The 25,745-nt window shown below is 32.6% G+C and carries 22 protein-coding genes; 5 read left to right on the forward strand and 17 right to left on the reverse strand.

The features are described 5' to 3' along the window. Positions 1-31: 31 nt before the first annotated feature. Genes HMPREF3154_RS11265 through HMPREF3154_RS06515 form a run of 3 tightly spaced genes read right to left on the reverse strand, consistent with a single transcriptional unit; the run spans position 32 to position 2,433 of the window. The gene (locus HMPREF3154_RS11265) at positions 32-193 is read right to left on the reverse strand and encodes a FeoB-associated Cys-rich membrane protein (protein WP_023351110.1); all 162 of its coding nucleotides are present in this window, start codon (positions 191-193) and stop codon (positions 32-34) included. A gap of 12 nt (positions 194-205) precedes the next feature. Continuing rightward, on the reverse strand, positions 206-2,200 hold the full coding sequence (feoB, locus tag HMPREF3154_RS06510; protein WP_049306911.1) for a ferrous iron transport protein B: 1,995 nt from the start codon (positions 2,198-2,200) through the stop codon (positions 206-208). 5 nt (positions 2,201-2,205) lie between these two features. Next, positions 2,206-2,433, reverse strand: coding sequence for a FeoA family protein (locus HMPREF3154_RS06515; protein ID WP_002432860.1), 228 nt, complete (start codon positions 2,431-2,433; stop codon positions 2,206-2,208). A gap of 204 nt (positions 2,434-2,637) precedes the next feature. Between HMPREF3154_RS06515 and HMPREF3154_RS06520 the strand changes: the two genes are divergently transcribed. Then, positions 2,638-3,189, forward strand: a complete 552-nt coding sequence (locus HMPREF3154_RS06520) for a TetR/AcrR family transcriptional regulator (protein WP_023351107.1) — start codon at positions 2,638-2,640, stop codon at positions 3,187-3,189. A 97-nt stretch (positions 3,190-3,286) separates the two neighbouring features. On the opposite strand, the gene pruA is transcribed toward HMPREF3154_RS06520, so the two are convergent. Continuing rightward, positions 3,287-4,831: an L-glutamate gamma-semialdehyde dehydrogenase gene (pruA, locus tag HMPREF3154_RS06525; protein WP_023351106.1), complete on the reverse strand. Its 1,545-nt coding sequence runs from the start codon at positions 4,829-4,831 to the stop codon at positions 3,287-3,289. 318 nt (positions 4,832-5,149) lie between these two features. Between pruA and HMPREF3154_RS06530 the strand changes: the two genes are divergently transcribed. Continuing rightward, complete coding sequence (locus tag HMPREF3154_RS06530) at positions 5,150-6,217, forward strand: acyltransferase family protein (RefSeq protein ID WP_070474483.1); 1,068 nt, start codon at positions 5,150-5,152, stop codon at positions 6,215-6,217. Positions 6,218-6,376: 159 nt separating this feature from the next. Here the strand turns inward: HMPREF3154_RS06530 and HMPREF3154_RS06535 are convergent, their stop codons facing one another. Both HMPREF3154_RS06535 and HMPREF3154_RS06540 read right to left on the reverse strand, forming a co-directional pair. Beyond that, positions 6,377-6,937 (reverse strand): sugar O-acetyltransferase, encoded by a 561-nt coding sequence (locus HMPREF3154_RS06535; protein WP_023351105.1) that lies wholly within the window; start codon positions 6,935-6,937, stop codon positions 6,377-6,379. A gap of 82 nt (positions 6,938-7,019) precedes the next feature. Beyond that, positions 7,020-7,889, reverse strand: coding sequence for an SDR family oxidoreductase (locus HMPREF3154_RS06540; protein ID WP_023351104.1), 870 nt, complete (start codon positions 7,887-7,889; stop codon positions 7,020-7,022). Between the two features lie 196 nt (positions 7,890-8,085). Here HMPREF3154_RS06540 and HMPREF3154_RS06545 point away from each other — a divergent pair, with 196 nt between their 5' ends. From HMPREF3154_RS06545 to copZ, 3 genes are all read left to right on the forward strand, one after another. Further along, positions 8,086-8,292, forward strand: a complete 207-nt coding sequence (locus tag HMPREF3154_RS06545; RefSeq protein WP_002432535.1) for a hypothetical protein — start codon at positions 8,086-8,088, stop codon at positions 8,290-8,292. A gap of 305 nt (positions 8,293-8,597) precedes the next feature. Further along, the gene (locus tag HMPREF3154_RS06550) at positions 8,598-10,949 is read left to right on the forward strand and encodes a heavy metal translocating P-type ATPase (RefSeq protein WP_256275673.1); all 2,352 of its coding nucleotides are present in this window, start codon (positions 8,598-8,600) and stop codon (positions 10,947-10,949) included. Positions 10,950-11,036: 87 nt separating this feature from the next. After that, positions 11,037-11,243: a copper chaperone CopZ gene (gene copZ, locus HMPREF3154_RS06555; protein WP_030058741.1), complete on the forward strand. Its 207-nt coding sequence runs from the start codon at positions 11,037-11,039 to the stop codon at positions 11,241-11,243. A gap of 62 nt (positions 11,244-11,305) precedes the next feature. Here the strand turns inward: copZ and HMPREF3154_RS06560 are convergent, their stop codons facing one another. From HMPREF3154_RS06560 to HMPREF3154_RS06615, 11 genes are all read right to left on the reverse strand, one after another. Further along, a complete protein-coding gene (locus tag HMPREF3154_RS06560; protein ID WP_070474486.1) occupies positions 11,306-13,585 on the reverse strand; it encodes a CDP-glycerol glycerophosphotransferase family protein in 2,280 nt (759 codons plus the stop codon). A gap of 66 nt (positions 13,586-13,651) precedes the next feature. Continuing rightward, positions 13,652-14,650: a D-lactate dehydrogenase gene (locus HMPREF3154_RS06565; protein ID WP_070474489.1), complete on the reverse strand. Its 999-nt coding sequence runs from the start codon at positions 14,648-14,650 to the stop codon at positions 13,652-13,654. 26 nt (positions 14,651-14,676) lie between these two features. Continuing rightward, positions 14,677-15,837: an aminotransferase class I/II-fold pyridoxal phosphate-dependent enzyme gene (locus HMPREF3154_RS06570; RefSeq protein WP_049427848.1), complete on the reverse strand. Its 1,161-nt coding sequence runs from the start codon at positions 15,835-15,837 to the stop codon at positions 14,677-14,679. A gap of 250 nt (positions 15,838-16,087) precedes the next feature. Continuing rightward, a complete protein-coding gene (locus HMPREF3154_RS06580) occupies positions 16,088-17,593 on the reverse strand; it encodes a phytoene desaturase family protein (RefSeq protein WP_030058731.1) in 1,506 nt (501 codons plus the stop codon). A gap of 12 nt (positions 17,594-17,605) precedes the next feature. Further along, entirely contained in the window at positions 17,606-18,469 is an 864-nt protein-coding gene (locus HMPREF3154_RS06585) for a phytoene/squalene synthase family protein (RefSeq protein WP_030058728.1), read from the reverse strand. Between the two features lie 37 nt (positions 18,470-18,506). Continuing rightward, positions 18,507-19,619, reverse strand: a complete 1,113-nt coding sequence (locus tag HMPREF3154_RS06590; protein WP_030058726.1) for a glycosyltransferase family 2 protein — start codon at positions 19,617-19,619, stop codon at positions 18,507-18,509. A gap of 6 nt (positions 19,620-19,625) precedes the next feature. After that, on the reverse strand, positions 19,626-21,116 hold the full coding sequence (locus tag HMPREF3154_RS06595) for a phytoene desaturase family protein (protein ID WP_030058724.1): 1,491 nt from the start codon (positions 21,114-21,116) through the stop codon (positions 19,626-19,628). Position 21,117: 1 nt separating this feature from the next. Further along, complete coding sequence (locus HMPREF3154_RS06600) at positions 21,118-21,603, reverse strand: glycosyl-4,4'-diaponeurosporenoate acyltransferase CrtO family protein (protein WP_030058722.1); 486 nt, start codon at positions 21,601-21,603, stop codon at positions 21,118-21,120. 190 nt (positions 21,604-21,793) lie between these two features. Next, positions 21,794-22,495, reverse strand: coding sequence for an aggregation-promoting factor C-terminal-like domain-containing protein (locus HMPREF3154_RS06605; RefSeq protein WP_030058720.1), 702 nt, complete (start codon positions 22,493-22,495; stop codon positions 21,794-21,796). 444 nt (positions 22,496-22,939) lie between these two features. Beyond that, the gene (locus HMPREF3154_RS06610; protein WP_030058718.1) at positions 22,940-24,346 is read right to left on the reverse strand and encodes a phosphate--AMP phosphotransferase; all 1,407 of its coding nucleotides are present in this window, start codon (positions 24,344-24,346) and stop codon (positions 22,940-22,942) included. A gap of 105 nt (positions 24,347-24,451) precedes the next feature. Continuing rightward, positions 24,452-25,510, reverse strand: a complete 1,059-nt coding sequence (locus HMPREF3154_RS06615; RefSeq protein WP_030058717.1) for a PTS sugar transporter subunit IIC — start codon at positions 25,508-25,510, stop codon at positions 24,452-24,454. Between the last annotated feature and the right edge of the window lie 235 nt (positions 25,511-25,745).

Here is a 25,745-nt window from a genome sequence, read left to right on the forward strand (position 1 = left end):
GAAGTTCTTATTTGAGGAGGATTTTTTAGTTCTATGATGGCGAAGACTTTTTAGAAGAAGAGGTATTGCAATGACATTGCGATTTACAACTTCCACATTGACCTGCTTTAGATCGTTTAAAGAACTTAAATAATGTATACACTGTATAGCTTACAATAACTGCGATAATTAAAATGTTTAATAATACATACATAGAATCACTTCCTTACGTAAATAAATGGCTAAATTGATAAAATATTAATGTTAAAATGTACGCTGTTAATACTGGATAGATCACAGCAATAAGTGTCCATTTCCAAGAACATGTTTCTTTTCTAATAGTGGCAACCGTAGAGATACAAGGTACATATAATAGTATAAATATCATAAACGCATATGCTGAAATTGGAGTGAATTGGTGTTGAATCACATTGACTAAACCATTCTCATTGGAAGAATAAAGTATAGCCATTGAACTAATAATAACCTCTTTTGCTAAAAAGCCTGGTATCAATGTTGCTCCTGCCTGCCAAGTTCCAAAACCTAAAGGAGCAATGATAGGAGCAAAAACTTCTCCCAGTATATGCATAAAACTTTGGTTAATTTTCACATCAAATCCATTAGGGCCCATATAAGTTAAAGCCCAAATCACTACTGAACCACCGAAAATAAATGTACCTGCTTTTTTCACAAAACCTTTTGCCTTTTCCCATGTACTACGCCATAACGTTCTAATTGAAGGTACACGATATGTTGGTAATTCCACGATAAAAACCGAGTCTTCATTTTTCAAAATAAATTTATTCATAAAAGTACTCACTAAAAGAGCAATCAGAATGCCAATTAAATATAAACTAAGTACGATAAGTGATTGGTATTCTTTAAAGAATACACCTACGAACAAAGCATAGACGGGTAACCGAGCTGAACAAGACATAAATGGTGCAATTAAAATAGTAATAAGTCGTTCTTTTTCATTTTCAATACTACGCGCAGCCATAATACTTGGAACATTACATCCAAAGCCAATAATCATAGGGATAAACGACTTTCCACTTAAACCAATGGATTCCATAGTCTTATCCATTAAAACGGCAATCCTAGCCATATAACCTGAATCTTCGAGCAATGAAATAAAGAAGAATAAAACTACGATTTGAGGAATAAATACTAATACTGAACCTACTCCAGCAATAATACCATCAGTAATTAAGTCTTGAAGAAACGGTAATAGATGCAATTGTTGCATCAGTAGTTTTATCCAATCGGTTAATTGACCACCGATGAAATCGTCCATTTTATCAGATAAAGGCGTCCCCACCCATGTGAAAGTGGTTTGAAATATTAGCCATATAATACCTAAGAATATTGGAATTCCTAAATACTTATTCATAAGAATTTTATCTAATTTAGCTGTGAAAAATTGTTTTTCTTCTTCCGGATATTCAACAACATTTTTTAAGATATTATCTATAAATGCTTCTCTTATAGCTTCTATACGTTCACGTACGCACATATTAGAGTGTTTATCTAAGTTTGTTTTTATGGGCTCTAGAAGATTAATCAACTCAGCCCCTAATTCTTCGTTAATTTTGACATTATCAAGCAAATATTGAATTGCTATAAAACGTATTCGTTCATTTGGATACGACGTTTCTTTCTTGATAATTGAGCTAAGTCGTTCGATAGCTTCTTCAATCTCATTGCCATAATCAATTTTGAAGTGTTGTCTTTGATCAGATTTCAAGAATTGAAGTTCATGCAATAAAGTGTTTGTACCTTTAGCTTTTCTTGCTACTATAGGAAAAATAGGTACTTTTAACTTTCTCATTAGAGTGTCATAATTAATCTTTAAACCATGTTGAATAGCTACATCCATCATGTTTAAACCAATGATTATAGGAACATTGAGTTCTAGCAATTGAACAGTTAATTGCAGATTTCTTTTAATTTGACTAGTATCAATGATATTAATCATTCCAGTAAATGATGTTTCCATTAGAAATTCTGTAACAACTGTTTCATCTTTAGTGATTGGTGAAAGATCGTATACACCAGGTAAATCTATTAATTGTCCTAGATTTTCTTTTAATTTACCTACTTTTTTCTCGACCGTCACACCGCTCCAATTCCCAACGTACTCATAAGATCCTGTCAATGCATTGAATAGAGATGTTTTACCTACATTAGGATTACCTAAAATGCAATAACTTTCATTCATATCATCTACTCCTCTAATGCAATTTGACGAGCATCTGATTGTCTAATACTAAGATATTGACCATTGATTTCAATTACACTTGGTCCATTAAATAAGCATTTACGCTTAATACTCACTAGACTGCCCTTCTTTAAACCAAGTGCTCCCAAACGATATAACATGCTTTTATTATTCAGATTGATACTTTTAACTTTATATTGTTTATTTTTCATCCCAGTCATTAAATTCAACATCATACTCACGCTTTCTAACCTTAATTAATAATCATTATCAATAAGAAAATCATATGCCTATTACCTATGATTTACAATATCTACAAAAAGATAAATGTGTCTATTTTTAGAAATAATTATCTATACATAAATCTAAGTTATTGCGTAATGGTTAATGCGACGATATAGTTTAACTATACAGTGTAGATGAGCGAGGTTATTTTTATGAATGAACAAGACTTAAGAGTAGTGAAAACTAAAAAGGCGTTATCATCGAGTCTTTATCAATTGTTAGAGAAAAGAAGTTTCGAATCTCTTTCTGTTAATGAAATTTGCGAATCTGGAATGGTTCACCGGACGACTTTTTATAAACATTTCTATGACAAATATGATTTGTTAGTTTATCTATTCAAGTTACTCACTAAAGATTACTTTTCAACCGACTTAAAAGATCGGTTAAATAATCCTTTCCAAACAATTGAAGCTACATTTACAAATAAAGAAGAATTGGAAAAAGTCGAAAAAGTACAAAAAGATGATGTATCATTCGGTAAAATATTTAAAGAAGTTTGTGTAGATATTATGAAGGCAGATATTAAAGAAAATATTCATCGTATCTCTGTTGATAAAACAATCCCAGAAGATTTAGTATTTTATATCTATGGTTCTACATTAGATGGATTTATGGAGTGGATTAAACAAGAAAACATTCAATGGCCCGCTTCAGAAATTGATAAAGTTTTCCATAAAGCAATCAACATTAGTATTTCTGAATAGATTTTTGTACTCTAAAATTAATTAGAAAAAGCCATCAATAGGAAGCATTTGAGTCAACACTCATTTTACCTTCCTATTAACGGCTTTATTTATTTTATCAGAACATTTCTGAAACAACTTTTTGTTCTAAGAAATTAAGTAAGTAGTCCGGACTACCTGTTTTAGCGTCTGTACCTGACATTTTGAAACCACCAAATGGATGATATCCAACTACGGCAGCAGTACAACCACGGTTGAGGTAAAGGTTACCTACATCATATTCATTTACTGCTTTAATCCAGTGTTCACGGTTATTTGTGATGACTGCACCTGTCAAACCATAATCAGTATCGTTTGCAACATCAATTGCTTCATCAAAGCTATTAACTTTTATAAATCCGACAACTGGTCCAAAAATTTCTTCTTGCATAATACGGTCAGCTGACTTAAGACCTGAGAAGATGGTTGGTTCGATGAAGTAACCTGTTGAGTCATCCGTGCCTCCACCTTGTTCTAATTTACCTTCCTCTTTACCAATTTCGATATAATTTTTAATTTTATCGAATTGTTTCTGATTAATTACTGGTCCCATAAATGTATTGTTTTCCGTGTTACCTAAAGTTAAATCTTTAGTTAGTTTGACTGCTTTCTCTAAAATTTCATCATGCACGTCTTTATGGATAATTGCTCGTGAACATGCTGAGCATTTTTGTCCTGAGAATCCGAACGCAGACGTTACAATTGCCTCTGCTGCTAAATCCGTATCAACGTTTTCATCTACGACAATAGCATCTTTACCACCCATTTCAGCGATAACACGTTTCAAGAAGTTTTGTCCTTCTTGAACTACAGCACTACGTTCATAGATACGTGTACCTGTTGCACGAGAACCTGTAAATGTTACAAAGTGTGTATCTTTATGATCAACTAAATAATCTCCTATTTCTTTAGGATCACCAGGTACAAAGTTAACAACACCTTTAGGTAAACCAGCTTCCTCTAAAATTTCAATTAATTTATATGCTGTAAGTACAGTGTCTTCTGCAGGTTTTAATAGAACTGTATTACCAGCCACCACTGGAGCTAGTGTTGTACCCGCCATAATTGCAAATGGGAAGTTCCATGGCGGAATTGTAACGCCAGTACCTATGGGTTTATAGAAATATCTATTATGTTCACCTTCTCGATCTAACACAGGTTTACCTTCTGCTAAATCCATCATTGAACGTGCATAATATTCGATAAAATCGATACCTTCTGCAGCATCGCCTACTGCTTCATCCCATGGTTTTCCAGCTTCATATACCATAACAGCAGAAATTTCTTCTTTACGACGACGAATAATTGCTGTAACGCGTAACATCAATTCAGCACGATCTTTATGAGACCATTTCTTCCATGATTTATAAGCTTCGTTCGCTGCTTGAAACGCATTTTCTACATCGTCTTTTGTAGCTTTGGAAACTTTAGCAATTAATTGAGATGTATCTGCAGGGTTTAGAGATTCAAACTTGTCACTCTTATCTATTTTTTCACCATTGATGAATAGCGGAATATTTTGACCAAGTTCCCCTTTTACCTTCTTTAATATTTCGTTGAAGCGGTCTACATTTTCTTGTACTGAAAAATCAATCCCAGGTTCATTTTTGAAAGGTACTACCATTATCATTAACCCCCTATGTATTATTAAGATTATTAAAATCACAAAACATTGACATACATTTCAAATGATAGTTCATATCATTTACCTTATTCTACTATGTTCACACCCGTTTTTGCAATCGCTTACATTTATATTATCTGAAAAGTCTTAAAAATAATTTGGAGTTAATGTGTCTTTTTATGATTAAATTTACAATTTTATGCATTTCAATTATTTTGTTTAGTAAAAAAGTTGTTGAAAATAAGAAAATTATTGTATAGAATTAATGGTTGATCCCTATATTCTAAAAAATAAATAAATTCAGAAAGGTATAAACATATGAAAACTTATACATCAGTAATTTTTTGGATGCGCGCCATCGCGTGTTTAAGTATAGTAATCATTCACTCTATTACTACCACTTTTTCAACAATGCATTCCGTCCCTCATAGTACATCACTTCGTCTATTCCAATTATTATTAATGTTTAGTACGCCAATGTTCGTTTTTATATCAGAATTTTTACTAGCAAAAAATTATGGCTCAAAATTAAAAAAGGGCTTCTTCAAAAATAAATTGATTTATTTGGGCATACCCTACATTATTATTAATTTAAGTATTTCTTATTTTTACTTTAGTCCAAATAATTTACATGAATATTTATTCCATGTTAAAGAAACAATGTTTCATGGAGGGGCTGTTACATATTTTATAGTTATTATTTTTCAATTTTATATACTACATTGGCTATTTTCTAAATATTTAATTGGTTTGAATCCAATTGGGATGATTGTTATATCAATTTTTATCACCACAATGTATTGGGCTATGAGATCCTTTGTATCGCCTCCTGATAATCCTATAATAGCAGCTATTTGGGATCGAGAGGGATGGATGATTTTCATAGGTTGGTTAAGCTATTTTTTACTCGGTTTCTATATAGGCACTTACTATGAAGTATTTATGGAGAGAATAAAAAATTACTCTATTCATATAATTATTGGAGCATTTCTATCAATTCTTTTCATGTTTTCAAATTATTTACTTGGTATTAGCACATGGGTAGAATCTAAAAGAATAGATACACCTATTTATGTAACAATGATTATTCTATTATTTTTCCTCTTTTCTTCCTATATTAAGTATGTACCTAAGTTTATTGTATTTATAAGTAATTACTCCTATTGTATCTACTTAGTTCATTATTTTTTTGTGCATGATTTAGGATTATTAAGCCATAACCCAATTAAAAATGTAATATTCAATACTATAGTTACATTATCTCTAGCTATTACAGTTGGATACGTTTTTAATTTATTTAAATTTGGAAAATATATTGTAGGTGGTATAGGAAAAGTTAACTACACTGCCGTTTATAAAAGTTACAAAAATAATCTTATGGATTAAGATCAAGAATGAAGAGCTTTATCTCATTTTTAAAATTAAAAGACTAAGCTAAAATCATGAGAACGTACATTTAAAAATTATAGTTTATAATAGAATATGCAATATAGCCCATAAATGAAATCATAGTACATTTATGGGCTATTCGTTGCTTTTTTAATATTACTGCTCAATTTCTCTAATCACTTTACAAGGATTACCTACTGCTAAGCAATGAGGGGGTATATCTTTGGTTACTACACTTCCTGCACCAATAACGGTTCCTTCACCTATCGTCACCCCAGGCAACACAGAAACATGTCCCCCAAACCAAGTGTTACTTCCTACTACAATGGGTTCTGCTAGTTCTAGACCTTTATTACGTTCCTCAAAATTAAGTGGATGTGTAGCAGTGTAAAATCCACAGTTAGGACCTATAAATACATTATCTCCAAACGTGATGCCACCGCCGTCCATTAAATAACAATTGGTATTAATAAATACATTTTTTCCGAACTTAATATTCCATCCATAATCTGTATCAAACGGGATTGAAATCCCCACATTCTCAAGTTTATAGCCAAATAATTTCTCCATTATTTCGTTGCGTTTTTCAACATTACTTGGGCGTGTGTGGTTATATTCAAAGCATAACTCTTTTGCCTGTAACCTATCCTCTTTCAACTCATCATCAAAATTAGCATCGTACCACTGATGTGCTAACATTTTTTCCTTTTCAGTCATGATTATCCCTCAAATCAAATAACAATATATTAAATAAAGCTGAGATAATCATTCATATCTCAGCCTCTAAACATATTTATATCTATGTCGTAATATAATCTCCACCATTAACATGAATGACTTGTCCTGTAATATATGAACTATCTGCTTGAGTTGCTAAGAACACATATGAAGGAGCTAGCTCTGCTGGTTGGCCTCGGCGACCCATTGGCGTATCTCCACCTTGATTTTCAACCTTTTCCTCATCAAATGTAGATGGGATTAATGGAGTATATATAGGTCCTGGTGCTACAGCGTTAACTCGAATACTTTTTTCCATTAATGTTGTCGCAAGAGAGCGAGTAAATGACACTATCGCACCTTTTGTCGCAGAGTAATCAATAAGATGACCTGAACCTCTATAAGCCGTTACACTAGTAGTGTTAATAATTGCGTCACCTTTTGAAAGATGTGGAACAGCTGCTTGCGATAAGAACATCATTCCAAAAATGTTCGTCATAAACGTCTCTTTGACTTGATCAGGCGTAATATCCTCAAAATTATCTCGTGGGAATTGAACACCACCATTATTTACTAAAATATTTAAACTACCAAAATCTTTAACAACATCATCAATGAGTTTTTTAGATTGTTGCTCGTCTTTTAAATCATGTGCATATGCTTTTGCATATACGCCTAATTCTTTTAAACGTTTAACAGTGTCTTCAGCATCTTGATGTTCATTATAATAACCTATAGCAACATTTGCTCCCTCTTTAGCATATAGTATTGCTACGGAACGACCAATACCAGAGTCGCCACCAGTAATTAAAGCAACTTTGCCTTTTAATTTACCTGCTGCTTTATATTCATCTAATTCAGCTACTGGCTTAGGATTCATGTCCGCTTCTATACCAGGCTGTCTATCTTGAGTGTAGCCTTTTATTTCTTTATGAAAATCTAATAAACTCACTAAAAATCAACCTCCTCTATACTTACAAAACACATTCCCATATCGCACAACAAGCAAACACTTACACTACCACATAGAGATTTTATTTATTAAAATAGTTCTAAAGTACGATAGTATCTCAATACTATAGGCTCATGACCCTTAGAAAAAAATCACATATACTATATATTAAGAAAGAAACAAAGGAGCCACCATTATGAAAACATTACTAAAAGGAGTTATCTCAGTACTTATCATCTTAGGAATAGTTAAAACTTTTCAAGACCACGATATCCTTAACGAAGCCAGCTATTATTATGAACAAGCTAAAAGTGGTGAGCTAGTTCAAGACATCTCAAATTTAGATTTCAATAATTTTAAAAATTTAGATCTAGAAAACTTGAACCCATCAGACTTTTTCTAAGAAATGAATTGATTATTTATAAATCGAAATTGAAATAACAATCTAATAAACATTTACTAACGATATAACAAATATTCAACTATTTTTTATCCCTCTATCATTCATGATTGTAAAACAATTTCTTAAATATAGATTATAGACGCGTACCTCATCGACATTTGATGATGTGCGCGTTTTTTTATTACTAAAAGTTAGAAACTATTAAATTGACTTTAATACCTATAGGGGGTATATTGAAATTAAGAAAAACGCAGAAAGAAGGTATACCTTTGTCTAATAAAACTACCACATTGGATATTACCGGAATGACATGTGCTGCGTGCTCTAACCGAATAGAGAAGAAATTAAATCGATTAGACGATGTTACAGCTCAAGTGAATCTAACAACTGAAAAGGCAACAATTGAATATAATGCCGATGAATATCAACCAGAAGCATTTGTAGAACAAATCAAGAAATTAGGTTATGATGTTGCAACTGAAAAACAAGAATTAGATATTACTGGGATGACATGTGCAGCCTGCTCGAATCGTATAGAGAAAGTTCTTAACAAAATGGACGGCGTTCAAAATGCAACAGTCAATTTGACAACTGAACAAGCATTAATTGAATTTTACCCTAGTACAACGAATACGGATCAACTTATTCAAAGAATTCATAAATTAGGTTACGATGCTAAACCAATCACAAATAATAATTTAGAAAAGTCATCTCGAAAAGAACAAGAATTAAAATTAAAACGAACTAAATTAATGATTTCAGCAATCTTATCTGCACCACTTTTACTTGTAATGCTCATTCATGTATTTCCTGTTCATTTACTAGAAACTATAATGAATCCATGGATACAACTCATTCTAGCTACACCTGTACAATTTATTATAGGTTGGCAATTTTATGTAGGTGCCTATAAGAACCTACGCAATGGTTCTGCCAACATGGATGTTTTGGTGTCTCTCGGCACAAGCGCGGCATACTTTTACAGTATTTATGAAATGATCCGATGGTTACTAAATAAAGTGAATGAACCTCACTTATATTTTGAAACAAGTGCTATTTTGATTACGCTCATTCTATTTGGGAAGTATTTAGAGGCACGTGCTAAATCTCAGACTACCAATGCATTGGGCGAATTATTAAGTTTACAAGCTAAAGAAGCTCGAGTATTAAAAGATAATCAAGAGATGATGGTTCCTCTTAATGAAGTTATAGTGGGAGATACTTTAGTAATTAAACCTGGTGAAAAGGTTCCTGTAGACGGTGAGATTATCAAAGGAAGCACCTCCATCGATGAATCCATGTTAACTGGTGAATCTATTCCAGTTGAAAAGACAATCGGAGATGCAGTAATTGGCTCTACACTAAATAAAAATGGTTCTTTGATCATAAAAGCTACTAAAGTGGGCAGTGACACTGCATTAGCAAATATTATTAAAGTCGTTGAGGAAGCACAAAGTTCTAAAGCACCAATTCAAAGATTAGCGGACATCATTTCAGGTTATTTCGTACCTGTGGTTGTTGATATTTCATTGATTACATTTATTATTTGGATTATTTTCATTCATTTTGGTCAATTTGAACCTGCGTTGCTTGCTGCGATATCAGTACTAGTCATTGCATGTCCTTGTGCACTTGGTTTAGCAACGCCTACATCTATTATGGTAGGTACTGGTCGCGCGGCTGAAAATGGTATTTTATTCAAAGGCGGCGAATTTGTAGAACGAGCTCACCATATAGACACTATTGTATTAGATAAAACAGGTACCATCACTAATGGTAAACCAAAAGTTACAGATTATGTTGGCGATCAAGATACACTTCAGCTGTTAGCTAGTGCTGAAAATGCATCTGAACATCCTTTAGCTGAAGCCATCGTCAATTATGCTAAAGATCAAAACTTAACACTTTTAGGCAACGAAACTTTCAAAGCTGTACCTGGCCTGGGTATTGAAGCGACAATAAATGGTCATCGTATTTTAGTTGGAAACAGAAAGTTAATGCATAACTATGACATCAATATAACTCAAGAACTCAATAACAAATTAATTCAATATGAACAACATGGTCAAACTGCAATGGTAATTGCAATTGAACATGAACTGAAAGGTATTATTGCTGTTGCTGATACTGTTAAAGATACTGCAAAACAAGCCATTAATCATTTACAAAATATGAATATTGAAGTAGTCATGCTCACTGGAGACAACAAACAAACGGCACAAGCAATTGCTAAAGAAGTAGGTATAGACCGTGTTATCTCTGATGTGTTACCTGAAGAAAAAGCTGAACAAATAGCTCTATTACAAAAAGAAGGACGAAATGTTGCTATGGTTGGCGACGGTGTCAATGATGCACCTGCTTTAGTTAAAGCTGACATTGGAATTGCAATAGGTACAGGTACTGAAGTAGCTATTGAGGCTGCAGATATTACAATTCTTGGTGGTGATTTACTACTACTCCCTAAAGCTATAAAAGCTAGTAAAGCAACAATTCGCAATATACGTCAAAACTTATTTTGGGCATTTGGATACAATGTCGCAGGTATTCCTATAGCCGCTTTAGGTTTACTTGCGCCTTGGATAGCCGGAGCAGCCATGGCATTGAGTTCAGTTAGCGTAGTGACAAACGCACTGCGTCTTAAAAAGATAAAATTATAAATTCCCGATTACCATTACTTTCATTAATCGGAATAGCGTTTTAAGATTATAATATAGATGAAGATATCGATAAAGGAGTGAAGTCTTATGACTCAAGAAATAATTCAAGTAGAAGGTATGAGCTGTCAACATTGCAAAAATTCAGTTGAATCAGCATTAGCAAACTTAAACGGTGTACAATCTGCCGAAGTTAATTTAGAAGAAAATAACGTTCGTGTAGAATTTGATGATTCAAAAGTGAACATCACACAAATGAAAGATGCTATTGAAGATCAAGGCTATGATGCAAAATAGTTATTAAATATAAATGCCTCAGAAAGATAGGTAAAATCTTACTGAGGCATTTATATTTTTTATTATATTTCAAAAATCTCTTTTAATATCTTTTCGCAACTATCCGTTGAATCGTTAGTCATTAATAAGTTAATCAATCTGGAATAGTCAACACTTTCATGTTCCACGATTTGTTGAGCTAACAGCTCTTCGTTCTTACTGCCTATAGTAAAACTACCATAATCGAATATATTAAAGTAGTAGCCAGTTTCTTTTTGGTATAGCTCTTCATCTTCTTGCAATAATATAATTGGTTTATTTAAATGCGCATAATCAAAAATGGTTGACGAATAATCGGTTATAATACATTCACTGATTAAATATAACTCTTGGATATCAACTAATTCATTAAAGAAACAATGCACGCGTTCATTAATATGACTGTAGCATTTACGTAGAGCCCCTTCATTTGGGTGAAGTTTAATAATAATATCATACTCTGTAGGCAAATAATCTATTAATTTCTCGATATCTATATTAGTAATTGTTTCCCTTTCGTTTCTTCTCCATGTTGGACAGTATAAGATATATTTCTTTTTATCAGATAACTTAAATAGGTATTTAAGTTTAATTCTATTTTGTTCTTCAAGTGTATTATTTTTTAATAAATACGTATTTCTAGGCGCACCATAATTAAGGATGTTTAACTTAGGATTTTTAGAGGTTTGGAAAGCAGACTCAAATAATTTCTTATTTAAATCTGAAGAAACTAATAAATAGTCCCACTTTTTCATTCTAGGAAGAAAATTTTTCAACTGAATCATACGTTCTTTCTTGTTATTAAGATCATTAACCATTTTCTTCATAGGTAGACCGTGCCAAGTTTCTACAAAAACCTGATTTCGATGTTTATACACTTTATCAATAGCATTACCATTTATAAATATATATTTACTTCTACGAAATTTATTAACATAATCGTCACTTGAGAGTCTTGTTGGGATAAACCCATTCTCTCTTATTTCCATGTCGACTAATGCATTGACAGAACTTACGAAAATCTCTTTTTCAGGATACAGACGACGAATTGCATGTGCAATATATTTCGGATCACCACTAAATGATTTACCATGAAAACATTCTATAAATACATATTTTTTACTAGGTTTAATTTTATTTAATTTTCTAAGATAAAATGGTCTATGTATAACATGAAATACTTTTCTTATACATTGATAACATTGTCTAGCTCTTTCTTTTAAAGTAACTTCATTTTTATCCTTTTTCAACTTACTTTTTCTTGCTACTGCGAGTTTGTAATTACTATTAAACCTAACTTCCTTAGAATTAATAGCAATATCTATATTTTTTAAGTAAGTTTCGGCATAATTTTTGTAATTAAATTTTTCTTGTAGCATTTCACAGTCTTCTATTCTTTCTTTATCATTATAATTTTTTTGTGCAAATGCTAATAAAATCTCACAATCTTTTTCAATGTCTTTAGTTAAAAATTCAGTACAATGATATGATTGATAAATTTCTTTTAGAAGTCCATCATCTCCACCATATATCAATGCTCTGTTACCTTTAAAAATCGATTCAATAATAGAATAACCAAGCGTTTCATAAGGGGATGTAGAAATATAAATATAATTCTGAGGTTGGTACCCATTAATGTAGACGTATTTATTCAGATTATAGTAGTTAACCAAGTTTTTATATAATGTTTCTGATGGGCCATAACCAATAATATTGAGTCTGATATTTATCGTATTTTTATTTTTTATTATGTAATTAAATAATTTTATCGCGTACGAAATATCTTTAACTTCATCCTCAAATCGTGATTTAATTAAAAAATGTTTATGTGTATTTTTGGTAATTTTATCAATGGGAATGTGTTCAGTATTCACGTATTGGTTAAAAACATTTTTATAATTAAACCTTTTAATAAAATCCGATTTTATACTTTTAGTACTTACTCTCACACAGTCAATTGTATCTAACGAAAGATCTATATCTTCAGTAATATACTTTAGTGGTCCATGTATTTCTCCAACAATTTTTATTTTGGGGTTATATTTTTTAATTAATCTCGAATATTTAAAAAATGCTTCTCTAGTAATAATTAATAATTGAGTTTTTGCTAATTGCTTTAAGTTGTTTAAATAAAAAATATCAACTGAATTGTTCGCTAAGTTTTCCTCTTGGATTAGTAAATCTTTCTGTGCTTGATCGAATTTTTTATAATTAAAATAGTTAACTGTATGTTCATTTTTCAAAAAAGCTTTAATTAAATTGATATTACTTCTAGAAGTTCCCCCTTTGGCAAATATGTTAAAACCAAGTATAGTGATTTGCATTGTTGTTCCATCCTTTATATGTTGTTGAATCATAGTTAGTGTTATTCTTATAAAAGCTCATTTTAACTAATTCACTCTCAGACGAGTATCTCCAGTATTTATGACATCCATAGCAGCATCTAAGGCATCAACAATAAGATTCTCCACTGCTGCTTCAGTATAGAAAGCAATATGCGGTGTTATAATAATATCTTCCCTTTGTATTAATGAGTTTAATAATTCATCGTTCAAATCTTCTCCACGTCGGTCTGTTGTAAATACACCTACTTCAAGTTCATAAGTATCTAAGGCAACTCCCTTTAATCGCCCTTGGTCTAACGCCGATATCAGTGCTTGAGTATCAACTAAAGAACCTCTTGCACAATTTACGAATACCGAGCCCTTTTTGAAGTAACTAAATAAAGCCTCATTAAACAAATGATGATTATATTTTGTAGCTGGAATATGCACAGTCACAATATCCGCTTCTTCAATCGCTTCTTGCAAAGTATCTTTGTAAGTTACATACTTAGCCACATTTTCATTCGGAAATGGATCATATGCTACTACTTCACTACGATATCCTTCGGCAAATATTTGAGCTACAATACTACCTATACGTCCAGTACCAATTACAGCAACTTTTAAATCACTCACAGACTGCGATAAAATCGATGGTTCCCATCTAAAATCGTACTCTTGCATCTTATTTTGAATGCGATTTGAATAACGTACGACATTAACAGCTTGAGTAACCGCAAATTCAGCAATACTACGTGGTGAATATGACGGCACATTGGAAATAATTAGATTATATTTAGTCGCTAAGTCTAAATCATAATCATCAAATCCAGCACTTCTTTGAGCGATTTGTTTTATCCCAAATGATTCTAACTTCTTATAAATTTCTTCAGAGATAGGTAAAGTTTGAGATAATGAGAGACCGTCACTACCTGGAACTGTCTCGACATTATCTTCTGTTAGTTGCTCTCTTGATAAATCAACTTCTATATTATTACGCTTAGACCATTCTTCAATATAAGGTAAATCCTCATCTCTAACACTCATAATTTTAATTTTAGTCATTCTCAATCATCCCCTCTGATTAACATTTAGCCATTATACATGTTGGCAAGGTCTGTTAATCTCTCTGTAGCTTCTTCTAGTTGCTTATCGTCTAATGCAAGAGAAATACGCACATAATGCTTGCCGTTTTTCCCAAAAGGTATACCTGGTGCTACTAAAATAGATTTCTCTTGCAATAAAAACGTTTCAAATTGTTCACTATTATACCCTTGTGGCGTACGCAACCAAGAATAGATACCACCTTTAGAATGAACAAATGGTAATTTTGCTTCTTTAAGTTTTGCTTCAAATGTGTCACGTCTTCGTCTAAATGTTTCATTTTGTTGTATCAAAAAATCATCATAATTATTTAAAGCATACGTGGCGGCATCTTGTAATGCTCCAAACATGCCAGCATTAGTATGTGTTTGATACTTTTTCAAAGCTTGAATCATGTCTTTATTTCCTACAGCAAATCCGACTCTAAATCCTGACATATTATATCCTTTGGATAAGGAAAAGATTTCGATAGCGACATCTTTACCATGTTCCGATGCAAGAATACTTGGGTTTTTATCATCAAACCCAAAGGCACTATATGCAAAGTCATGTACAATTTTAGTATCTGTATCTTTAAATCGTTGTACTGCTTCATCAAATACGGATTGTGTAGCTGTAGAACCAGTAGGATTATTAGGGTACGTTAAATAAATTAATTTAGTGTCTTTTAAAACTTGTGGATCAATTTTATTCCAATCAGGTAGATAATCTGGTGGCTCTAGTTCTAGGGGTACAGGGTTAGCATCTGCTAACATGACGCCAGCTAAATAATCAGTATATCCTGGATCTGGTAAAAGCACCGTTTCGCCAGGATTGACTACACACGTTGGTAATGCAACTAAACCATTTTTAGTGCCATATAAAATGCAAACTTCTTCGTCTTTATGAAGTGTGACACCATATTGTCGTTCATAAAAATTTACAATGGCTTCTTTAAAAGACTCTTTCCCGTGAAAAGCACCATACTTTTGATTCTCAGGAATACGTAACGCTTCAGAAAAATGGTCAATAATACCTTTAGGTGTTTCTCCATCGGGAATTCCTACCGCCATATTAATAAGCGGAAGAGATCCATGTTCAACTTTACGCCCCATTGTCTTTCCGAAATAACTATCAGGGATTGTAGCAAGTCTATTTGAAATTACCATTATAAGCCCCCTTTATTAAATCTCAATCCTCTTATTATTATCAATTTTATCAACAAGATTAATTATGTCAATATTAACAATTTTCAGATAAGTGAAGTTAATTATCTCCCTTTCCCTAATTCTAGAATAACGGTAATTATTATGAATCAGCAAAAAAATTCCCACTAAATATATAAAAAATCCATAAACGAATGATTTATTTTCAAACATTTATGGACTCTTTTTCAAATTGAATGACTCCTAATTTTCACTAAATATTATTGTCTATATCTTTCAACATTTCATTTACAGTAATTTTAGCGCTAGTTAATACAATAGGTACTCCGGCACCAGGATGTGTACTCGCTCCAGCAAAATATAAATCTTTGTAATCTCTCGAAACATTTGGAGGTCTGTAGTAGTTACTTTGGGCTAATGTCGGCATTAAACCAAATGCTGTACCAAACTTCGCATTATAATCATTTTCAAAATCGATTGGTGTATAAACAGTTTCAGATATAACATTTGATTTTACATCCTCTAATACGTCAATTGTCTCTAATTGACGATAGATAATATCTTTAACTTTCCTAATCACATTTTCATCTTTCCAATTAATATGACCTGTTTTTAATTCTGGCGTAGGCATTAAAACATAGATACCGGTTTGACCTTCAGGTGCCATACTCCGATCTCCAACTGCTGGCACATAAACGTAAATAGATGGATCTTCAGATAATGAACCGTTAAATATTTCATCTATGTTTTGTCGGAATTGTTGGGAAAAAATGACATTATGTAGCAACATCTCGCTAGTCACATCTTTATCAATACCAATATACATTAAAAATGCAGAACAAGAATAATCTAATTTTTCAATTTTACTAGGTTTATATTTTTTTACGGGTGAATGTGAAGGCATCAATTTTTCCGCTGCATAAGGAAAATCTGCTGTACATAATACTTTATCGAATCGTTGCACAAGACCATTAACCCTTACGCCATCAGCACGCTTATATTTAGGGTCGATGATGATTTCTTCTATATTAGAATTTAATTGAATATTCACATCTAAATCTTTATTTAATTTAACAAGTCCACGTGTTAATCCATACATGCCCCCCTTAATAAAGTGAACACCAAACATCATTTCTACCATAGGAATAATTGAGTATAAAGAGGGGCCGCGTTTTGGATCAATTCCTATATATAACATTTGAAATGCTAATAATTTTTGTATTCGTTCATTATCAATATAATTTTCTATTAAATTATCAGCATTGTTTAATGTTTTTAATTTCAAACCTTTAATAAGCGAATCTACATTATAGAAATCCGTAACCTTTCTATATGTTTTCTCTAAAAAATGATAGCGCGCAATTTCATATCGCTTGTAAACATCAGTTAAAAATGACATAAACCCATGTGTCGTACCTGGTTCAATACTTTCAAGCGTTTCTTGAAGTTCGGCTAAATCAGTAGGTACTCTTACTTTGTCATTTTTCCCAAAGTAAACATCATAAATATAGCGCAATTGTTCCATATCTACGTAGTCTTCAAATTTCTTACCGCTTTCTTCAAATACTGCCTTGTATACCTCGGGAATCATCACGATAGAAGGACCTTTATCAAAGGTAAAGCCATCTTTAGTGAATTGACTCATTCGACCACCTGGATACCCATTTTTTTCAAAAATTGTTACATTATTACCTTGCGAAGCAAGTCTTGCTGCCGCTGCTAATCCAGTGACGCCTGCTCCTATTACAGCAATATTCATACTACATTCCACCTATAAATGATATTTCTTTTTTATTGTTTTATACATTTTTACCTTATCTAATTTAGAAACGTAGACACGACGATGTAATGTATAGGAAGCTTTTCTCACTTCATCTAATATGCCGCGGTAAATAATTGAAGCTAATTCAATAATTGGTTGCGCTTCTTTATTGAAAACACCAAGATTTGATAGTGCAATATCATAGTCTTCTTGAGCTAGTTTCGCATGATGCTCCCATAAATCAATATATTGCTGTGACACTCCATTGTTAAAATTATTTTCAATAGAGACATCAAATCGAGACAAACTCGACTTACTGAAGTAAATTCTGTCATTCTCAAAATCTTCTCCTACGTCTCTTAAAATATTGGTTATTTGAAGTGCTTCTCCTAGTTTACGCGCGATTCGATACGTTTCTTCATTTGGTTGCTCTGCTAGTACAGGAGTTAATACTTCTCCCACTGTACCTGCTACGCCATAGCAATAGTTTAATAATTCATCATCAGTTTCAAACATCTCAAAATCCTGGTCTTCATATACAGTTTGAATGAGATTATAAAAAGATTGATATTCAATTGTGAAATTTTGAGAAACTGTATACAAAGCTTCCATAATCATTTGATTGCTTTTAAATTCGTAGTTTTCAACGTCATGATTTTTCTCGATAGTTATAATATCTTCGTGTATATTTTTAAGTATTTGAGGATTTTCATGTACGTCAATACTGTCATCTATAATTCGACATACTGCATAAATCGCCCATACTGCTTTGCGTTCATTTTCAGGTAAATAATCAAAAGCATAAGAAAAACTTTTAGAATGTTCTTTCATAATTTGATGGCAGTATTTAAAGTTTTTTTCATTCGATGTCATGGAATTCCTCCTATAATTTAATGGCCTAGTTTAAAATTCAACTTATATCAAATGTACGACCCTTCCATTTTACCTTTTTTGAAAAATGAGCGTGTCGCCATGAGTTTATAAAGATAATAATAAAGAACACAAACAAAATTGGATGAAGAATGAGCAATATTATCGAAAAAGCACCCACTCTTCTATGTAAACTTACAAATTCCCATGTATATAAAATATAAACAATTCCGGAAAATATTAACGATATCGGTTTAGCAATCCATCCAAGTAGTAAAGCCATTGTAGATGTGAGTGAGCCCATTAACCACATTACAATCGCCAACATTACTTTAGGTTCAGTTTGATTGGCTCCTACTGAAAAATGCTTTGTCCATCCTTGTATAAGTGAGCGAAGTCCTTCTTCATACATGCGAAACTTAACATATTCACTACCTTCGTATACTGTAACAGGCAAGTTAGATTGACTAAATGCCTCTCCTAATGCAAAGCCTTCTATAATAGTGTTGCGTGCGTTTTTATGACCACCTGTTTTAAAGTAATCCTCTTTATTCATTATTGTGACAGGACCAAAAGCCGTATAATTATTAAATTTACCCGCTAAACTTGAAAATCGATTCATTCCGACAATCGTCATTAAATTAAAGATAGCCGAAAGACTCTCATAAAATTTAAAAGTCTCATGGTAAGGTTGAATACTTAATAGTCCTTGATTCCCTTGCTTAGCAAATGAATTTAATATCGCCTCAATAGCATGACTATTAAAGATGACATCTGCATCAACAAACATCATTAATGGCGTTTGAACATGTTGGGCTCCTTGATAGCACGCATGAGATTTACCATACCATTGGCTATCTTCTTTAGTTTCATAAACAGTTGCTCCATAAGCTTTGGCAACCTCACTCGTCCCATCTTGAGACGCATCGTCCATAACTATAATTTCATAGATGCCATGTTGCTTAGTCAAAGATCTTAACAAGTGTGGCAACCTTTGCGCTTCATCTCTAGCTGGTATAATAACTGTTAATTCATTGCTATGAATAGTACTATGTTTCGAGCGAGATAATGTATGTCTTCTATTATATATAAATTTTCCACAAATTAATGAAATAACAGATGCTAATGATAAAAGGAGTTGTATAAGTTTCAATTCTTTCTAACTCCTTCCCGCTTCAATAGCATTAATTTTGTCTGCAACTTGCATGCCACTTAACGTTACCATTGGCATACCTCCACCTGGATTTACAGAGCCTCCCACAAAGAAGAGATTGTCAAAGTACTCACTTTGCTTAGGAAATTTAAACCCTTTATTTTTCTTCTTATCTGCGACTACACCATATATGGCCCCTCTATTTGAGCGATAATTATGTTGGATATCCTCAGGCGTCCAAATATCTTCATATATAATATGCGCTCTCAAATCAGTCAGTCCCATTCGTTCTAATTTCGTTAGTACACGTTCTTTAAACGCTGCATATTCTTCTTTTTTAAATGGTTTATCTTGAATATAGGGTATATGTGGTAAGACTTTAATATTTTCATATCCTTGTGGCGCTTGTTGTTCATCCGTTTTATTAACATTTACTAAATAGATTGTCGGATCTTGAGGTAATACCTTTTGATGGAATACTTCATCATAGTTTTTCTTAGAGTCCTTTGAGAAAAAGAAATTATGATGAGCAAGTTGAGAATAGGATTTGTCTATCCCTAAATGTAATACATAACCTGAGCTTGCAGGTTCATATGTTCTTTCGAGTTGGTCAATTTTTTGTTGATTAAAATGCAATAACTCTCTATAGGTAGGGATGACCTCCATATTGGAAATTATATAATCCGCTTCAACATACTTCCCACTACTTAAACGTACGCCCGTAACGCGTTGATGATACGTTTTAATATTTTCAACAGCAACCCCCATTTGTATGTCCACGCCTTCTTCAATAGCCAATTGTTTTAGCGCTAGTGCCAATTTATGAATTCCACCTTTGACATACCATAATCCTTGTTCTTGTTGCATATGAAATAACATTGAGAGAACTGCAGGTGCATCATAGGAAGAAGAACCTACATACTTAATAAAGTAACCTAGCATATCTCTTAATTTTGGATTCGAAATATAACGGTGAATTGCTTGTTGCATTGTTGAAAAGTAATCAAAACCTCGCAATGCTTTAAAAGGTCCATGATATTTTATAATTTCTCGTAACGTATCTAAGCCAAAATTGAAATATCCCTTTTCAGTAAAACGATGTATACGCTTAGTATATTTTAAATAATTGTCGAGTTCCTTCTTATCTTCTTGACCTAACTGCAAATTATTAAGTAAAGTTGCTTCAGTATTTTCATATAGATCAATGATTTCACCATCAGGAAAGAAACTCCGCCATTGTAACGGCAATCTTTCAATTTCGATATAATCAGCCATATTTTTCCCGCTATAGTTAAAAAGACGCTCAAATATGTATGGCATGGTTAAAATAGATGGACCTAAGTCAAAGCTAAAACCCTGTTTCTCTAGACGATTCACCTTTCCACCAATATGATTATTTTGCTCAAATAATGTTACTTTATACCCACTTTGAGCCATTCGAATAGCAGCGGATATCCCTCCTAAACCACCACCAATAACTAAGATGGATTGAGTCATATTACTTACCTCGCTTTTCAATTATACGTATTAAACGTTCGATTCTTGGACGATTATATCGTTGTGCTACAATCACTGGAAGATGGCTAAACGTTACGTACGCAATGTTAATCATTTTGATGTACCGTGGAGCTTTAACAAATAGCCACACAGGTAAAATGGAAATCCAATGTATCAATTCTGCACGTCTCATTTCCAATAATAAGCGACGCGTCTGTTCAATATTTACTGATAACTTGCTTTTATCATAGATATCCTTATTAATTTGAGCACCTTCAGGTATCAATCTTTTCCACTTACTTACCTTTAAAGTATGATCCCAAAGTTCACCATTTTCTTCCCATTGAAAAGATCGAAATAAACATGAATATTTTTCAAAAAATGATTTAGGGATACGTGTACCTAAATGTGCAATAGACATTTGAACGACAAACCAAAATAGACTGTGCAAAATAATAAGGCGAGTTATAGATTTAATAGCTTTCATACTTTCACAGCTTTCTATTTACAAATAAAACCTTAAATAGTTATTCGATTATATTCCCTCTCATATCAGATGCGAAACGCAAATGCCATGTTATTCTACACTACTAAAAAATTGCATAAAAAAAGAGGATGACATATTGTCATCCTCAAAGATTATAACTCGAATTGTCTTTCCAGTTATAAACTATATCTTACCACCAACCGTTAGATTGACGGAAAGAAATTGCGTTACCGATTGAACCATAACGTTCTTTAGCGTAGTTAATCATACCTTTAGTTTGGTTAGATACTGAACCGTAACCCCAAGATTGGTTAGTTTGACCTAAACCATGGTATTGACCGTTAGAAGCGTTAACGTTACCACCTGATTCAGGCATTACAATAGCGTTCCATAATTCTTCAGTACCACCAGCAGCTAAGAATTGAGCTTTAGTAGAACCACCAGTTGAAGCTGAGCTTGATGGTGCTGAGTATGAAGTTGTTGAAGTGCTGTAATTATGAGTTGAAGTAGTTGGAGCTGAAACAGCTTTAACACTTGTATTGCTTGATTGTTGGTTTGAACTTACTGATTGGTTTGAACTTTCTTGGCTGTATGAATTAGTGTAATCAGCTGATGATTGAGTAGTTGAACCAACTTGAGCATAGTTCCATGACCAGTTAGTACCATTAGAAGTGAAGTTGTATTGGAAACCATTGTTTACGAAGTGGATATCGTAAGCACCAGCTTGAACTGGTTTAGAGTTTAATTGTTCTGGGTTGTGTTGAGCTAAATCAGCTAAGTGAGCTTGATCTACGTTAGTAGTTTCAGAAGCGTGAGCTTCGTTACCTGTTAATGCATAACCTGCAATTCCTAAAGATACTGCTAATGATGAAGCGATAACTGTCTTTTTCATAATATAAAATCCTCCAAATATGTTTTAAAATTAAAATTTGTAAATTATATTCTAAGTGTTTGATTTCGTTGTGCTACATTGAAAATGTTTTTTGTTAACTTTTGACGGTATTCACTATACCACAAAAATCTCGTTTGTATATTACACGTTCCTTACAAAAAATTACAATAGAAGTTTGATTTTGTAATCTTGAAACAAAAACATTTCTCTTTGTAACATATAATTTCTTAAAAATTGTTTAAAATTACATTGGTATTTGTGGTTTTACATTAGTTTTTAGGTTGGTTTGACCCAACTTTCAAATAGTCTGTAATATTACAGATTTCATTTTTGTTACACTACCGTAATAATTCTATAATCTAATTTGACCCAACAAAAAAGTAAAAAAGATGAATTTCAAAGAAATATTCTTGAAATTCATCCTCTGATACAACTTTTTCTTATCTATAAAACGTCTTCGCATCTTTTAATAATCGTTTTGAGAACTTCGAGACGACTTGTTTTTTTATGATCTGCTTTTATCACATGCCATGGCGCTAACTTCGTATTCGTATACTTAATCATATCTTGACTGGCTTCTAAATACATATCCCATTTTTCTCTATTACGCCAATCTTCGTCTGTAATTTTCCATTGCTTATTTGGATTTTGTTCTCTATCTTTAAAACGTTGCAATTGTTCTTCTTTATCTAAGCATAAAAAGAATTTGATAATTATGGTACCTTCATCCGTCCACATTCTCTCAAACTGATTAATTTCATCATATGCGCGTTTCCATTCATGATGCTCTGCAAATCCTTCGACTCGTTCCACCAATATTCTTCCATACCAACTGCGATCAAAAATTTCGATGTGTCCTGATTTAGGCATTTTTTTAGCGAATCTCCATAAATAATGATGATTCTTTTCAACATCTGTAGGCGCACTGATTCCATTAACTTCATAACCAGTCGGATCTAACTTTTCTCTGATACGTTTAATATTCCCACCCTTACCTGCAGCATCCATACCTTCGAATACTAAAACTAAAGGGATTTTACGTTTGTACAACGCAAATTGAATTTCTCTCATACGGGTTTGTAATTCTACTATTTGATGTTGGTAATCTTTTTTCTTAATTTTAGATTCTTCAATATTAAATAACGACGTTGAGAAATGACTATTAAATTCTCCATCTATATATTCTTCATGTTTTTGGTATTTTTCAAGCGCATATTCTAATCTTTCTATTATATTTAGATACATGTTTGTTATTGCTTGTTCTCTAACCGTATAATCAATGATTTGCCAATCATTACAATTGTGTATGATACGTCTCATTTCATTTAAATAAACATCTTGGGGTATTACCTCCTCATATTCTTGAACCTTCCATCTCATCAACGGGTTACTTTTAGTTTGTTGAATATGAGCTTGACGTTTCTCTTCATTTATTTCTATAAAGAACTTAATTATTTCATAATTATCTTTCTTCAACATTGATTCGAAATTACTAATTTGTTTAAGTAATGAATCATAATTAACATATTGATGATGTTTGATATTATTTTCCTTATAATCAAGATAATGTGAATACCAGCTTCTAAAATAAATGTTGATGTCACCTTTTTGTGGCAGAGTATTCCAATATTTTTGTAAAAATTGATATCTTAAATCGTATGTTTCTGGAGATTTCGTAGCGATAAAGTTTGTATACTTCGCGTCTAATTGAAGTAATAAATCATTTGATAAACGTGTCTTACCAGACGCGGGTATCCCTTCAAAAATGATCATGACAGGTATACCTAACTCATGGGTCTTTCTACTCAACTGTGCCACTTTTAATTGTAATGTGTCGATGTGATGCGACATGATTTCACCCTCTATATTTTTATTACAATAAACATCCAATTTTACACTTTTATTTTAGCACAGAAAAAATCTCCTCAATGTATCACACATCGAAGAGACTCTACTCTATCCCATAAATTTAAATATATCATTACGATATAGATGAATTACTTTCCGTAATAATAAATCTAAAATCCAAGCAATTAAAAACGGCACTACAAAAAACGCAACTATAATCAGTAACAGACTTAACCATACTGAATCAACATGCATAAATTTAAAAGCATTAATAGGTCCTACCATACCTATAAATCCGAAGCCCGCTGATTCCTTTGTTCCACCAATACCAATGATACCTGATGCGATACCTGATAATGCTGCTGTGATAAATATTGGTACCATAATCACAGGATATTTGACCATATTAGGCATCATCATTTTTACGCCACCAAAGAAAATTGATAAAGGAATGCCTAAGCGATTCACTTGGCTCGTACCAATAAGAAGGACAGCTTCTGTAGCAGCAATACCTATTGATGCCGAACCAGCTGCAATACCTGATAGGCCAATTGCCATTGCAATTGCGACGGTTGATAATGGCGATATAATAATAAAGCTAAATACCATAGATATCAACATACTCATAAGGACAGGCTGTAATTCAGTAAAGCTATTCAACATATTTCCAATACCTGTAGTAATTAATCTCACATAAGGTAATGTAAAAATACCTATCGTTGCTGATAGGCCGCCTACAATTGTCGGAAAGACTATCAGGGCCATACTTCCTACACGTTCTTCAATTAATAATATGAATAATACTGCAATTGCAGCTGTAATCATCGTATTAATAAGGTCCCCTATACCTGCGACGATCCATACACCATTTTTAAATTGAGCTGCACCACTTCCAACATAAGAAGCACTAGCAACTACGGCAATTGCCAATGGTGTTAAATTAAATTTCATAGCAATAAGTGCACCGATAAGGGCCGGTACAGTAAATTGGATGGCTTGCACGACTCCTAGTAAAGTTTTAAAAATAGGCTGATATTGCATTAAATATTTAAAAATCTCTCCCAAAATCGCATTTGGAACGAGTCCTGCGACAATTCCAATTGCTACCCCTGATAAAACTCTAAAAATAAAATCCTTTGGTCCGTCGATATTTCTAATAGCTGACATGACTTAAACCTCCCAATGTGCTGAGTAATAATTATGTATAAAGACAAAGTCTTGATTCGCAAAGTATGATTCAAGTAAATGATTCTTAGATGCAATAACTTAGAGGGATATTTAATGATATTCATACACGCGTCTCAAGACTATGAGTAATAGTATATCACGTTTTCAGAAAATTTAGATAATTATTTTTGCTATTATCTTACAAATTTTCAAATTATGCGAAAACCGTATGATT

Origin of the sequence: Staphylococcus sp. HMSC06C11 (genome assembly GCF_001808345.1) — a bacterium.
In the GTDB taxonomy this organism is placed as follows: Bacteria; Bacillota; Bacilli; order Staphylococcales; family Staphylococcaceae; genus Staphylococcus; species Staphylococcus capitis.

Excerpts from the sequence above, each read along its gene's own strand:
- HMPREF3154_RS11265 (WP_023351110.1), bottom strand. The coding sequence starts at position 193 with ATGTATGTATTATTAAACATTTTAATTATCGCAGTTATTGTAAGCTAT.
- feoB (WP_049306911.1), bottom strand. The coding sequence starts at position 2,200 with ATGAATGAAAGTTATTGCATTTTAGGTAATCCTAATGTAGGTAAAACA.
- HMPREF3154_RS06515 (WP_002432860.1), bottom strand. The coding sequence starts at position 2,433 with ATGTTGAATTTAATGACTGGGATGAAAAATAAACAATATAAAGTTAAA.
- HMPREF3154_RS06520 (WP_023351107.1), top strand. The coding sequence starts at position 2,638 with ATGAATGAACAAGACTTAAGAGTAGTGAAAACTAAAAAGGCGTTATCA.
- pruA (WP_023351106.1), bottom strand. The coding sequence starts at position 4,831 with ATGGTAGTACCTTTCAAAAATGAACCTGGGATTGATTTTTCAGTACAA.
- HMPREF3154_RS06530 (WP_070474483.1), top strand. The coding sequence starts at position 5,150 with ATGAAAACTTATACATCAGTAATTTTTTGGATGCGCGCCATCGCGTGT.
- HMPREF3154_RS06535 (WP_023351105.1), bottom strand. The coding sequence starts at position 6,937 with ATGACTGAAAAGGAAAAAATGTTAGCACATCAGTGGTACGATGCTAAT.
- HMPREF3154_RS06545 (WP_002432535.1), top strand. The coding sequence starts at position 8,086 with ATGAAAACATTACTAAAAGGAGTTATCTCAGTACTTATCATCTTAGGA.
- HMPREF3154_RS06550 (WP_256275673.1), top strand. The coding sequence starts at position 8,598 with ATGACATGTGCTGCGTGCTCTAACCGAATAGAGAAGAAATTAAATCGA.
- copZ (WP_030058741.1), top strand. The coding sequence starts at position 11,037 with ATGACTCAAGAAATAATTCAAGTAGAAGGTATGAGCTGTCAACATTGC.
- HMPREF3154_RS06560 (WP_070474486.1), bottom strand. The coding sequence starts at position 13,585 with ATGCAAATCACTATACTTGGTTTTAACATATTTGCCAAAGGGGGAACT.
- HMPREF3154_RS06565 (WP_070474489.1), bottom strand. The coding sequence starts at position 14,650 with ATGACTAAAATTAAAATTATGAGTGTTAGAGATGAGGATTTACCTTAT.
- HMPREF3154_RS06570 (WP_049427848.1), bottom strand. The coding sequence starts at position 15,837 with ATGGTAATTTCAAATAGACTTGCTACAATCCCTGATAGTTATTTCGGA.
- HMPREF3154_RS06580 (WP_030058731.1), bottom strand. The coding sequence starts at position 17,593 with ATGAATATTGCTGTAATAGGAGCAGGCGTCACTGGATTAGCAGCGGCA.
- HMPREF3154_RS06585 (WP_030058728.1), bottom strand. The coding sequence starts at position 18,469 with ATGACATCGAATGAAAAAAACTTTAAATACTGCCATCAAATTATGAAA.
- HMPREF3154_RS06595 (WP_030058724.1), bottom strand. The coding sequence starts at position 21,116 with ATGACTCAATCCATCTTAGTTATTGGTGGTGGTTTAGGAGGGATATCC.
- HMPREF3154_RS06600 (WP_030058722.1), bottom strand. The coding sequence starts at position 21,603 with ATGAAAGCTATTAAATCTATAACTCGCCTTATTATTTTGCACAGTCTA.
- HMPREF3154_RS06605 (WP_030058720.1), bottom strand. The coding sequence starts at position 22,495 with ATGAAAAAGACAGTTATCGCTTCATCATTAGCAGTATCTTTAGGAATT.
- HMPREF3154_RS06610 (WP_030058718.1), bottom strand. The coding sequence starts at position 24,346 with ATGTCGCATCACATCGACACATTACAATTAAAAGTGGCACAGTTGAGT.
- HMPREF3154_RS06615 (WP_030058717.1), bottom strand. The coding sequence starts at position 25,510 with ATGTCAGCTATTAGAAATATCGACGGACCAAAGGATTTTATTTTTAGA.